The organism is Conexibacter stalactiti (genome assembly GCF_033542075.1).
In the GTDB taxonomy this organism is placed as follows: domain Bacteria; phylum Actinomycetota; class Thermoleophilia; order Solirubrobacterales; family Solirubrobacteraceae; genus Conexibacter; species Conexibacter stalactiti.
Window position 1 is genome coordinate 38,997 of record NZ_JAWSTH010000045.1, and the last position, 9,485, is coordinate 48,481.

At 67.8% G+C, this 9,485-nt stretch carries 18 protein-coding genes and 1 pseudogene; all 19 read right to left on the minus strand.

The features are described 5' to 3' along the window. Positions 1 to 76: 76 nt before the first annotated feature. The 19 genes and pseudogenes from rpsK to rplP all read right to left on the minus strand — a co-directional run bounded on the left by rpsK (position 77) and on the right by rplP (position 9,348). Entirely contained in the window at positions 77 to 475 is a 399-nt protein-coding gene (gene rpsK / locus R7226_RS16930) for a 30S ribosomal protein S11 (protein ID WP_012932845.1), read from the minus strand. Between the two features lies 1 nt (position 476). Further along, positions 477 to 857, minus strand: a complete 381-nt coding sequence (gene rpsM, locus R7226_RS16935) for a 30S ribosomal protein S13 (protein ID WP_404827865.1) — start codon at positions 855 to 857, stop codon at positions 477 to 479. Between the two features lie 2 nt (positions 858 to 859). Next, entirely contained in the window at positions 860 to 973 is a 114-nt protein-coding gene (gene rpmJ, locus R7226_RS31750; protein WP_012932843.1) for a 50S ribosomal protein L36, read from the minus strand. A 198-nt stretch (positions 974 to 1,171) separates the two neighbouring features. Continuing rightward, positions 1,172 to 1,957, minus strand: coding sequence for a type I methionyl aminopeptidase (gene map, locus R7226_RS16945; protein WP_318598390.1), 786 nt, complete (start codon positions 1,955 to 1,957; stop codon positions 1,172 to 1,174). Further along, positions 1,954 to 2,628 (minus strand): adenylate kinase, encoded by a 675-nt coding sequence (locus R7226_RS16950; RefSeq protein WP_318598391.1) that lies wholly within the window; start codon positions 2,626 to 2,628, stop codon positions 1,954 to 1,956. The genes map and R7226_RS16950 overlap by 4 nt, the downstream gene beginning before the upstream one ends. Positions 2,629 to 2,760: 132 nt before the next feature. Next, positions 2,761 to 4,032 carry a preprotein translocase subunit SecY gene (gene secY, locus R7226_RS16955; RefSeq protein ID WP_318598393.1) on the minus strand — a complete coding sequence of 424 codons (1,272 nt, stop codon included), beginning with the start codon at positions 4,030 to 4,032 and terminating at the stop codon, positions 2,761 to 2,763. Between the two features lie 15 nt (positions 4,033 to 4,047). Further along, positions 4,048 to 4,560, minus strand: a complete 513-nt coding sequence (rplO, locus tag R7226_RS16960) for a 50S ribosomal protein L15 (protein WP_318598395.1) — start codon at positions 4,558 to 4,560, stop codon at positions 4,048 to 4,050. Then, complete coding sequence (gene rpmD, locus R7226_RS16965) at positions 4,557 to 4,742, minus strand: 50S ribosomal protein L30 (RefSeq protein WP_318598397.1); 186 nt, start codon at positions 4,740 to 4,742, stop codon at positions 4,557 to 4,559. The genes rplO and rpmD overlap by 4 nt, the downstream gene beginning before the upstream one ends. Beyond that, positions 4,739 to 5,338: a 30S ribosomal protein S5 gene (gene rpsE / locus R7226_RS16970; RefSeq protein WP_404827866.1), complete on the minus strand. Its 600-nt coding sequence runs from the start codon at positions 5,336 to 5,338 to the stop codon at positions 4,739 to 4,741. The genes rpmD and rpsE overlap by 4 nt, the downstream gene beginning before the upstream one ends. Positions 5,339 to 5,377: 39 nt before the next feature. Next, a complete protein-coding gene (gene rplR, locus R7226_RS16975) occupies positions 5,378 to 5,731 on the minus strand; it encodes a 50S ribosomal protein L18 (RefSeq protein WP_318598399.1) in 354 nt (117 codons plus the stop codon). Beyond that, positions 5,728 to 6,261 (minus strand): 50S ribosomal protein L6, encoded by a 534-nt coding sequence (gene rplF, locus R7226_RS16980; RefSeq protein WP_318598401.1) that lies wholly within the window; start codon positions 6,259 to 6,261, stop codon positions 5,728 to 5,730. The genes rplR and rplF overlap by 4 nt, the downstream gene beginning before the upstream one ends. Positions 6,262 to 6,268: 7 nt before the next feature. Next, a complete protein-coding gene (gene rpsH, locus R7226_RS16985; RefSeq protein ID WP_318598403.1) occupies positions 6,269 to 6,676 on the minus strand; it encodes a 30S ribosomal protein S8 in 408 nt (135 codons plus the stop codon). A 4-nt stretch (positions 6,677 to 6,680) separates the two neighbouring features. Beyond that, complete coding sequence (locus R7226_RS16990; RefSeq protein ID WP_304694357.1) at positions 6,681 to 6,866, minus strand: type Z 30S ribosomal protein S14; 186 nt, start codon at positions 6,864 to 6,866, stop codon at positions 6,681 to 6,683. 4 nt (positions 6,867 to 6,870) lie between these two features. Continuing rightward, a complete protein-coding gene (rplE, locus tag R7226_RS16995) occupies positions 6,871 to 7,452 on the minus strand; it encodes a 50S ribosomal protein L5 (protein ID WP_318598408.1) in 582 nt (193 codons plus the stop codon). 8 nt (positions 7,453 to 7,460) lie between these two features. Further along, on the minus strand, positions 7,461 to 7,781 hold the full coding sequence (rplX, locus tag R7226_RS17000; RefSeq protein WP_318598410.1) for a 50S ribosomal protein L24: 321 nt from the start codon (positions 7,779 to 7,781) through the stop codon (positions 7,461 to 7,463). Then, the gene (gene rplN, locus R7226_RS17005; RefSeq protein WP_318598412.1) at positions 7,781 to 8,149 is read right to left on the minus strand and encodes a 50S ribosomal protein L14; all 369 of its coding nucleotides are present in this window, start codon (positions 8,147 to 8,149) and stop codon (positions 7,781 to 7,783) included. Before rplN ends, rplX begins: the two co-directional genes overlap by 1 nt. After that, positions 8,146 to 8,385: pseudogene (rpsQ, locus tag R7226_RS17010) on the minus strand (30S ribosomal protein S17); the annotation flags it as partial. The pseudogene rpsQ and the gene rplN, both read right to left, overlap by 4 nt. Positions 8,386 to 8,714: 329 nt before the next feature. Further along, on the minus strand, positions 8,715 to 8,933 hold the full coding sequence (rpmC, locus tag R7226_RS17015; protein WP_318598414.1) for a 50S ribosomal protein L29: 219 nt from the start codon (positions 8,931 to 8,933) through the stop codon (positions 8,715 to 8,717). Position 8,934: 1 nt separating this feature from the next. Further along, complete coding sequence (rplP, locus tag R7226_RS17020) at positions 8,935 to 9,348, minus strand: 50S ribosomal protein L16 (protein WP_318598416.1); 414 nt, start codon at positions 9,346 to 9,348, stop codon at positions 8,935 to 8,937. Positions 9,349 to 9,485: the final 137 nt, after the last annotated feature.

A 9,485-nucleotide genomic window follows, 5' to 3' on the forward strand; every position in this document is an offset into this window, starting at 1 on the left:
GCGTCGTGGGAACGCCAGGCGCCGAGGCGCCCGGGATCGTGGCGTTCGCCTGCTGCGCGCGCACGCGCTGTGTCCCCTAGACCCGCCGCCGCTTCCGCGGACGGCAGCCGTTGTGCGCCTGGGGCGTGACGTCCTTGACGCCCGTGACCTCGAGGCCAGCGGCCTGGAGCGAGCGGATCGCGGTCTCGCGGCCGGAACCGGGGCCCTTCACGAAGACCTCGACCTTCTGGAGGCCGTGCTCGATGCCCTTGCGCGCAGCCGCGTCGGCGGTGACCTGCGCCGCGAACGGCGTCGACTTGCGGGAGCCCTTGAAACCGGCGCCACCGGCGGACTCCCAGGCGATCACGTTCCCCTCGCGGTCGGTCAGCGAGACGATCGTGTTGTTGAAGCTCGTCTTGATGTGGGCCTGGCCGACCGGGATGTTCTTGCGGACTCTGCGTCGGCCGCGCTGCGGGCGCTTCGGAGCTGGACTCACGTTACTTCTTCCCCGCCTTCTTCTTGCCGGCCACAGACATGCGCTTGGGGCCCTTGCGCGTACGCGCGTTGGTCTTGGTCTTCTGCCCGCGCACCGGCAGGCCGCGACGATGGCGCAGGCCGCGGTAGCAGCCGATCTCCATCAGACGCTTGATGTTCTGCGAACGCTCGCGCCGCAGATCGCCCTCGACGGTGAGGTTGTCGATCTCGTCGCGGAGCTTGCCGACCTCGTCCTCGGTCAGGTCGCGCACGTACGTATCGGGCGAGATGCCGAGCTTCGCGAGCAGCTCGTTCGATCTCGAGCGACCGATGCCGTAGATGTAGGTGAGCCCGATCTCAACGCGCTTGTTGAGCGGGATGTTGATGCCTGCGATACGAGCCATGGTCAGCCCTGACGCTGCTTGTGACGCGGGTTCGAGCAGATGACCAGCACGCGGCCGTGGCGGCGAATGATCTTGCACTTCTCGCACATCGGCTTGACCGACGGTCGTACCTTCATGATCCCTTTCGGCTGATTCCAGTCGACTCGGCTCTGGCAGCCGTGACGGCTGCCGCTACCGCGTCGAGGACGAAGCACGCGCGAAAGCCATGCACGGTTCCGAGCGCGACGGCTGATGGTACCAAACCCGGCGGAAGGACCTCGCGCCGAGATGTCGATGGCCGTCGGGTGCGTGGCCGCTGGCGCGTCGGAGCGCGCTCAGCCGACGCCGGCGACGGCGTTCTGCTCGCCGCTCTCGTGCCACGGCGTCAGCACGCGGGGACCGTCGGCCGTGACGGCGACGGTGAACTCGAAGTGGGCGGCGAGCGAGCCGTCCTGCGAGAAGATCGCCCAGTGGTCGTCGGCCATCCGCACCTGATGGCGGCCGGCGGTGACCATCGGCTCGATCGCCAGCACCATCCCCTCCTCCAGCAGCGGACCGCGGCCGGCGGGACCGTAGTTGGGGATCTGCGGATCCTCGTGCATCTGCTGGCCGATGCCGTGGCCGACCAGCGAGCGGACGATCGAGAAGCCCTGGTCCTCGACGTGCGTCTGGATCGCGTGCGAGACGTCGCCGAGGCGGTTGCCGGCTCTGACCTGCGGGACGGCCGCGAACAGCGAGCCCTCGGTCACGTCGAGCAGCTTCTGCGCGTCCGCCGAGATCGGGCCGACCGGGAAGGTGCGGGCGGCGTCGGCGACCCAGCCGTCGTAGACGACGCCGACATCGATCGAGATGACGTCGCCGCGCTCCAGCTTGTAGGGGCCCGGGATGCCATGGACGACCATCGAGTTGGGCGAGGCGCAGATCGAACCCGGAAAGCCGCGGTAGCCCTTGAAGGCCGGCGTCGCGCCCTGGGAGCGGATGAACTTCTCGGCCGCGTCGTCGAGCTCCAGCGTCGTGACGCCGGGCCGGACCTTGGCCTGGAGCAGGTTGAGCGTGCGGACGAGGATCTCGCCCGCCGTCGCCATCTTCTCGATCTGCTCCGGTGTCTTCTTGACGATCACAGGTCTTCTTCGAGCCGCAGCGTCGCGAGCACGGCACGAATGTGGTCGTGGACCTCCGTCGGGCTGCGGGTGCCGTCGACGCGGCGCAGCAGCCCCTTCTCGTCGTAGTACGAGATCAACGGCTCCGTCTCACGATGGTAGACCTCGAGGCGCTTCGTGACGACATCCGGTCTGTCGTCGTCGCGCTGGATCAGCCGTGAGCCGTCGATGTCGCAGCGGCCCTCGTGCTTCGGCGGGTCCGTGTCGATGTGGTACGGCCGGCCGGTCTTGGCGCTCACGCGCCGTCCCGTGATCCGTCTCAGCAGGTCCTCGTCCGGGACGTCGATCAGCAGCACCGCGGTGATGCGCCGCTCGAGCTTCTCGAAGGCGGCGCCGATCGCGTCGGCCTGCGCGCGGTTGCGCGGGAAGCCGTCGAGGATGAAGCCGTCGAGGCAGTCGTCGGCGCTGATGCGCTCGACGATCAGGTCGATGACGAGTTCGTCGGGCACGAGGTCGCCGGCGTCCATGAACGCCTTGGCGGCTCTGCCGAGCTCGGTGCCGTCCTTGACGGCGGCACGGAGGATGTCGCCTGTAGCGACGTAGGGCAGGCGGAAGTCGTCCTGGAGACGAGCCGCTTGGGTGCCCTTGCCGGCCCCCGGAGGGCCGAAGAGGATGAGGTTCAGCTCACGCACGAGGAGCGGAACTTACAGGATGTGAACGCGACCCGGCGCGCCGCCCCTGGCGCACCGCCACGCAGGCCCCCGGGAGTTCCCAGCAACACGTCGATTCTCGACGCGCCGCCGTGGAACTCCCAAGGCGAAGCCCTATCTCAAGAAGCCCTCGTAGTTGCGCATCATCAGCTGCGCTTCGAGCTGCTTCATCGTGTCGAGCGCGACGCCGATCACGATCAGGATCGACGTGCCGCCAAAGAAGAAGTTGGCGTTGGTCGAGTTGATCAGGATCGTCGGCAATATCGCCACGAGCGCCAGGAAGATCGCTCCTGGGAATGTCAGGCGAGCGAGGATGCGGTCGAGGAACTCGGCCGTTGGTCGCCCTGGTCGAACCCCTGGGATGAAGCCGCCGTAGCGTTTGAGGTTGTCCGCCTGTTCCACCGGATTGAACGTGATCGCGGTGTACATGTACGTGAACATGATGATGAACAGCGACTCACCGACGAGATACGCCCAGTCCGACGGACTGAAGAAGTTCGCCAGGTCGGTCGCCCACGGGCTGTTGATCAGCTGCCCGATCGTCGGCGGGAAGGCCATGATGCTGGCCGCGAAGATGACCGGGATGACGCCGGCCATGTTGACCCGCAGCGGCAGATAGGTCTGACCGCCCTGCGTCATCCGCTGGCCGATCACACGGCGGGCGTACTGCACCGGGATGCGGCGCTGACCCTCCTGCACGAAGACGATCGCGGCGATCACGCCGAGCGCGAGGAACGGCATCATGACCTTGAAGACCGGGTCCGGGCTCGTCCACCAGGCGCGCACGCCCTGCGGGAAGCCGGCGACGATCGAGGCCATGATCATCAGCGAGATGCCGTTGCCGATGCCGCGCTGGGTGATCAGCTCGCCCATCCACATGACGAGCATGCAGCCGGCGGTCAGGCAGATCGCGATCAGGAGCACCTTCGCGAGCGTGAAGTTGCTGATGATCGAGGTGCCCGCCTCCTGTTGGAACGAGCGGAAGAGGAAGACGTACGCGATCGACTGCGCGAACGCGAGTCCGACGGTCAGGTAGCGCGTGTACTGCGTGATGCGCTGCTGACCGACCTCGCCCTCTCTCTGCAGTCTCTCCAGCGACGGCACGACGACCGTGAGCAGCTGGAGGATGATCGAGGCGGTGACGTAGGGCATGATCCCGAGCGCGAAGAGCGCGATGCGGGAGAGGCCGCCGCCGGAGAAGAGGTTGAGGAAGTTGAGGATGCCGCCGTTGGAGAAGTTCTCCTGGATCTCCTCGACCGCTCTGGAGTCGATGCCCGGAGCGGGGATGTGCGAGCCGAGCCGGTAGAGAGCCAGAAGAAGCGCCGTGAAGGCGAGCTTCTTCCGGATCTCCGGGACCGTGAACGCGTTGAGAATCGTCGAGAGCACGGCCGCTGGGCTTTCTTAGGTCTCGATGATCTGAACGGTCCCGCCGGCGGCTTCGATGCGCTCGCGCGCAGCCGCACTGAAGGCGTGGGCCGACACTGTCAGCGGCTTGGTGATCTCGCCCTTCGCGAGCACCTTGACCGCGATGCCTCTGCGGGTGCCGAGGCCCTTGGCGCGCAGCGCCTCGAGCGTGACCTCCGCGCCGGCCTCGAAGCGCTCATCCAGGTCGGCCAGGTTGACCGGCTGGGTGTGCGTGCGGAACATCTCGAACGGCATCGACGTCTTCTTGTGCGGGCCGCGCAGCTTGCGCATCCGCATGTGAATCGGCATCTGGCCGCCCTCGAAGCGGGCACGGTCCTTCGAGCCCGCGCGCGAGCCGGCGCCCTTCTGACCGCGGCCAGAGGTCTTGCCGAGCCCCGAGCCCTCGCCGCGGCCGACGCGCTTGCGCGGCTTGCGATGACCCGGAGCGGGTCTCAGGTTGTGGAGGCCGATGCGCTCCTCGCGCTCGGTCTCGTCCTTGGCAGGGCTCATGCGGCTTCCTCGACCTTTACGAGATGACGGACGGCATGGACCATCCCGCGCATCTGCGGGGAGTCCGGCTGCTCCACCGTCTGGCCGATCTTGCGAAGGCCGATCGAGCGGAGCGTGTCGAGCTGTCTCTTGTTCGAGCCGTTTCTCGACTTGATCTGGGTGATTCTGAGCGTCGCGCTCATGCCTCGGTCTCCGCAGCGGCGGCCGCGACGGGCTCGCCGGCCGTGGCGTCCTCGGTCAACTGCTCGCCTTCCGGCTCGCCCATGTGGAGGCCGAGCACGGTGTTGATCGAGAGGCCGCGCAGCTCGGCGACCTCCTCCGGGCGACGGAGCGACTCGAGGCCGGCCATCGTCGCCTTGACGAGGTTGATCGGGTTCTGCGTGCCGAGGCTCTTCGACAGGATGTCGTGGATGCCGGCAAGCTCGAGCACCGCGCGCACGCCGCCACCGGCGATGACGCCGGTACCGGGCGAGGCGGGCTTGAGCAGCACGCGACCCGAGCCGAAGATGCCGAGCGTCGGGTGCGTGATGGTGCTGCCGTGCTTCGGGACGCGAATCAGATTCTTCTTGGCGCGCTCGACGCCCTTCTGAATGGCGACCGGGACCTCGTTCGCCTTGCCGTAGCCGACGCCGACGATCTCCCGCTCGTCACCCACCACCACAAGGGCGGTGAAGGAGAAGCGACGGCCGCCCTTGACGACCTTCGCAACACGGTTGATCTCGACGACCCGCTCTTGCAGGTCGTAGCCGGAGGCTGATACGGAACGGTCGATGGCCATGGATTCCTAAGTTAGCTGGTGAGACGGGTCGGGCGCCACTCAGAAGGCGAGGCCGCCCTCCCGGGCGCCCTCCGCGAGTGCCTTCACGCGGCCGTGGTACTGGTAGCCGCCGCGGTCGAAGACCGCGGTCTCGACGCCGGCGGCCTTCGCGCGCTCGGCGAGCAGCTCGCCGACACGGCGAGCCTGCTCGGTCGAGCGCAGCTCGCCGACGGCGGCTTCGGTCCAGTTGACGGCCGCGACCGTGTGGCCGCGATCGTCGTCGATGAGCTGGGCGCTGATGCCCTTGTTCGAGCGAAACACCGAGATGCGCGGACGCTCGGCCGTGCCCGCGACCTTGGCACGGACGCGGCGGCGACGCTTGAGGCGCTTCGCAGGCTTGCTGAGAACGGTCATGCGCGCTTGCCAACCTTCCGGGCGACGTACTCGCCCTCATAACGAATGCCCTTGCCCTTGTAGGGCTCCGGCTTACGCTGCTTGCGGATGTTCGCGGCGACCTCGCCGACGAGCTGCTTCGAAATGCCCCGGACCGTGATTCTGGTCGGGATCGGAACGTCGAACTCGATGCCGTCCGGCGCCTTGATCGGCACCGGGTGCGAGTAGCCGAGCGCCAGCTCGAGGTCTCTGCCCTTGAGCTGGGCGCGGTAACCGACGCCCTGGATCTCGAGTCTCTTCTCGAAGCCCGACGTGACGCCCTCGACCATGTTCGCGACGAGCGAACGCGTGAGGCCGTGCAGGGCACGGTGCTCGCCGCGGTTGGTCGGGCGCGTGACGATCAGCTCGCCGTCGACCTGCTCCACCGTGATGTCGCGGTGGATGCGCTCGAACAGCTCGCCCTTGGGGCCGTTGACGGTGACGCGCTCGGGCTCGATCGCGACCGAGACGCCGGCGGGGACGGGGATGGGCTTGCGGCCGATACGACTCATGCCAGCCTCACCAGACCTTCGCCACGACCTCGCCACCGACGCCCTTGCTGCGCGCCTCGTGACCGGTCATGACGCCCTGGGACGTCGAGATGATCGCCGTGCCGAGGCCACCCTGGATCTTCGGGATCTCGCCATGGCCGACGTACGTACGCTGGCCGGGACGAGAGACCCGCTGGATCCCCTGGATGACGGGACGACGGTTGCCCGTGTACTTCAGCTTGATCTTGATCTGCTCGCCGGGATGCTCCGCGTTCGGGGCCTCGATCGAGAAGCCCTCGATGTAGCCCTGCTCCTTGAGGATGCGGGCCAGCTCACGCTTCAGCTTCGACGACGGGATCAGCACGGTCTCGTGCGAAGCCCGCGCGCCGTTGCGCACACGCGTGAGGAAGTCGGCGATGGGGTCGGTCATCGACATGGCGTTACCAGGAGCTCTTCGTCATCCCGGGGATGTAGCCGTTGTGTGCCAGCTCGCGCAGGCAGATACGGCACATGCCGAACTTGCGGTACACGGCACGCGGCCGGCCACACCGGCGGCAGCGCGTGTACGCGCGCGTTCTGTACTTCGGGGTCCGCAGCTGGCGGACACGCTGTGAGGTCTTCGCCATGGAGTTAGCTCCCTGTCGTCACGGCCGCCCCGCCAGGGCGCCCGTCCTTCGCGAACGGCATGCCGAACGAATTCAGCAGTGCGAAGGCTTCGTCGTCGGTTTCCGCGGTGGTCGTGAACGTGATGTCCAGACCGCGGACCTGATCGACCTTGTCGTAATCGATCTCCGGAAAGATGATCTGCTCTTTGACGCCCATCGAGTAGTTCCCGCGGCCGTCGAACGATCTCGGGTTGAGTCCGCGGAAGTCGCGGATTCGCGGGATCGCGACCGACAGCAGACGGTCGAGGAACTCGTAGGCGCGGTCGTCGCGCAGCGTCACGCTGAGCCCGACCGTCATCCCCTCACGCAGCTTGAAGGCGGCGATCGACTTGCGTGCTCTGCGATGGCTCGGCTTCTGGCCGGCGATCGCGGCGAGCTGCTGCTCGGCCTGCTCGAGCTGCTTGGAGTCCTGCTTGGCCTCGCCGACGCCCATGTTGAGCGTGATCTTGGTGATCTTCGGCGCCTGCATCGGAGTCGTGTAGCCGAACTGCTCCACCAGTCTGGGGCGGATCTCGGACACGTAGGTTTCTTTGAGTCGTGCGGGCATGTTCGTACTCAGTCGATGCGGGTGCCGGAACGGCGGGCGACGCGGAAGCGTCTCCCCTCGTGGATTTCGATGCCGATGCGAGTCGGCTTCTTGTCCTTCGGGTCGAGCAGCGCCACGTTCGAGACGTGGATGCCGCCCTCACGCTCAATCACGCCGCCGACCGAGTCGGGACGACCCGGGGTCGGGCGCTGATGGCGCTTGATGATGTTGAGGCCTTCAACGTACACGCGGTCGTTGTCAGGCTCGACGCGCAGCACTCTGCCCGTCTTGCCCTTGTCCTTGCCGGCGATGACGATGACCTCGTCGTCTCTGCGGATCCGGGCGGGCATCACAGCACCTCCGGAGCGAGCGAGACGATCTTCATGAAGTTGCGCTCGCGCAGCTCGCGCGCGACGGGACCGAAGATGCGCGTCCCGCGCGGGTTGTTCTGCGCGTCGATGATCACCGCGGCGTTCTCGTCGAAGCCGATGTACGTGCCGTCTTCACGGCCGTACGTCTTCTTCGTCCGCACGACGACCGCCGTGACGACCTCGCCCTTCTTGACCGAGCCCTGCGGGCTGGCCTGCTTGACGGTCGCGGTGATCGTGTCACCGACACCCGCGTACTTGCGGCGGGAGCCGCCGCGGACGCGGATGCAGAGGATCTCGCGCGCGCCGGTGTTGTCGGCGACCTTGAGACGGGTCTCGTTCTGAATCACTTGGCACGCTCCACAACCTCGACGAGGCGCCAGCGCTTCAGGCGGGACAGCGGGCGGGACTCGCGGATGATGACCGTGTCACCGATGTGCGCGTCGTTGGACTCGTCATGCGCGTGGAAGGTCGTCGAGCTGCGGACGATCTTCTCGTAGCGGCGATGACGACGCGCGACGTCGATGCGGACGGTGATGGTCTTGTCAGCCTTGTCGGAGGTGACGATCCCCTGACGCGTCTTCTGACGGCCCTCGCCATGCTCGCGCGGCGGCGTCGGCTCGCCTCTGGGGGCGGCCTTCGCGACCTCGCGCGCCTTGGCGCGGAGGGTGCGGCGTCTGGCCGCGTTCTTCGCGCGCTTGGCGGCACGCTCGGCCTGGCGCTCCTCGACGGTCTGCGCGGAGCGCGTCCCGGTCTTGGCGGCCTTGGCGGCGCGCGCCTGCTGACGACGCTCCTTGGGCGCGAGCTGCGGCACGGGCTCACCCTTCGGCGCGCTGGGCGCCGCGGTGTCCTCGGCCGAAGCCTCGGGCGCCGGGGTGGTCTCCTCGACGGTTCTGTTCTCTTCGTCGGCCATTGCTAGCGACTCAGTTCCTTGTTGTCAGCTTCCAGTCCGCGCTCACGGACGACCGTGAGCGTGCGCGCGACCTCGCGCTTGGCAAGGCGCAGGCGGGCGGTGTTCTCCAGCTCGCCGGTCGCGTGCTGGAACCGCAGGCCGAACAGCTCGCGCCGCGCGGTCTGCAGGTGCTCGTTCAGCGCGGCGTCGTCCATGTCCCGCAGCTCAATCGCGTTGGTCATGTCAGGCGTCCTCTCGCAGCACGAATCTCGTCTTCACCGGCAGCTTGTGGCCAGCGAGGCGCATCGCCTCGCGGGCGAGCGGCTCAGGGATGCCACCGAGCTCGAACATCACGCGGCCCGGCTTGACGACGGCGACCCAGCCCTCCGGAGAGCCCTTGCCGGAGCCCATGCGGGTCTCGGCCGGCTTCTTCGTGTAGGGCTTGTCCGGGTAGACGTTGATCCACACCTTGCCGCCACGTCTGATCTTGCGCGTCATGGCGATACGCGCTGCCTCGATCTGGCGGTTGGTCAGCCAGCCCTCTTCGACGGCCTTGAGGCCGAACTCACCGAACTGGACCTTGACCTGGCCGCGCGACAGCCCGCGGCGACGGCCGCGGTGCTGCTTGCGGAACTTGACACGCTTAGGGGAGAGCATCAGCCCTGACCTCCGGCACCGCGATTGCCACCTGCCGCGCCGCCGCCGGCCGGGCCACGCCCGCCACCGCCGCCGCCGCCCGGCCCGCGACCGCCGCCGCCGGGACCGCCGGGACCACGCCCGCCGCCACCGCCGCC

Excerpts from the sequence above, each read along its gene's own strand:
- rpsM (WP_404827865.1), bottom strand. The coding sequence starts at position 857 with ATGGCTCGTATCGCAGGCATCAACATCCCGCTCAACAAGCGCGTTGAG.
- rpmJ (WP_012932843.1), bottom strand. The coding sequence starts at position 973 with ATGAAGGTACGACCGTCGGTCAAGCCGATGTGCGAGAAGTGCAAGATC.
- rplO (WP_318598395.1), bottom strand. The coding sequence starts at position 4,560 with ATGAGCCCTGCCAAGGACGAGACCGAGCGCGAGGAGCGCATCGGCCTC.
- rpmD (WP_318598397.1), bottom strand. The coding sequence starts at position 4,742 with ATGAGCGCGACGCTCAGAATCACCCAGATCAAGTCGAGAAACGGCTCG.
- rpsE (WP_404827866.1), bottom strand. The coding sequence starts at position 5,338 with ATGGCCATCGACCGTTCCGTATCAGCCTCCGGCTACGACCTGCAAGAG.
- rplR (WP_318598399.1), bottom strand. The coding sequence starts at position 5,731 with ATGACCGTTCTCAGCAAGCCTGCGAAGCGCCTCAAGCGTCGCCGCCGC.
- rplF (WP_318598401.1), bottom strand. The coding sequence starts at position 6,261 with ATGAGTCGTATCGGCCGCAAGCCCATCCCCGTCCCCGCCGGCGTCTCG.
- rpsH (WP_318598403.1), bottom strand. The coding sequence starts at position 6,676 with ATGTCGATGACCGACCCCATCGCCGACTTCCTCACGCGTGTGCGCAAC.
- R7226_RS16990 (WP_304694357.1), bottom strand. The coding sequence starts at position 6,866 with ATGGCGAAGACCTCACAGCGTGTCCGCCAGCTGCGGACCCCGAAGTAC.
- rplE (WP_318598408.1), bottom strand. The coding sequence starts at position 7,452 with ATGCCCGCACGACTCAAAGAAACCTACGTGTCCGAGATCCGCCCCAGA.
- rplX (WP_318598410.1), bottom strand. The coding sequence starts at position 7,781 with ATGCCCGCCCGGATCCGCAGAGACGACGAGGTCATCGTCATCGCCGGC.
- rpmC (WP_318598414.1), bottom strand. The coding sequence starts at position 8,933 with ATGACCAACGCGATTGAGCTGCGGGACATGGACGACGCCGCGCTGAAC.
- rplP (WP_318598416.1), bottom strand. The coding sequence starts at position 9,348 with ATGCTCTCCCCTAAGCGTGTCAAGTTCCGCAAGCAGCACCGCGGCCGT.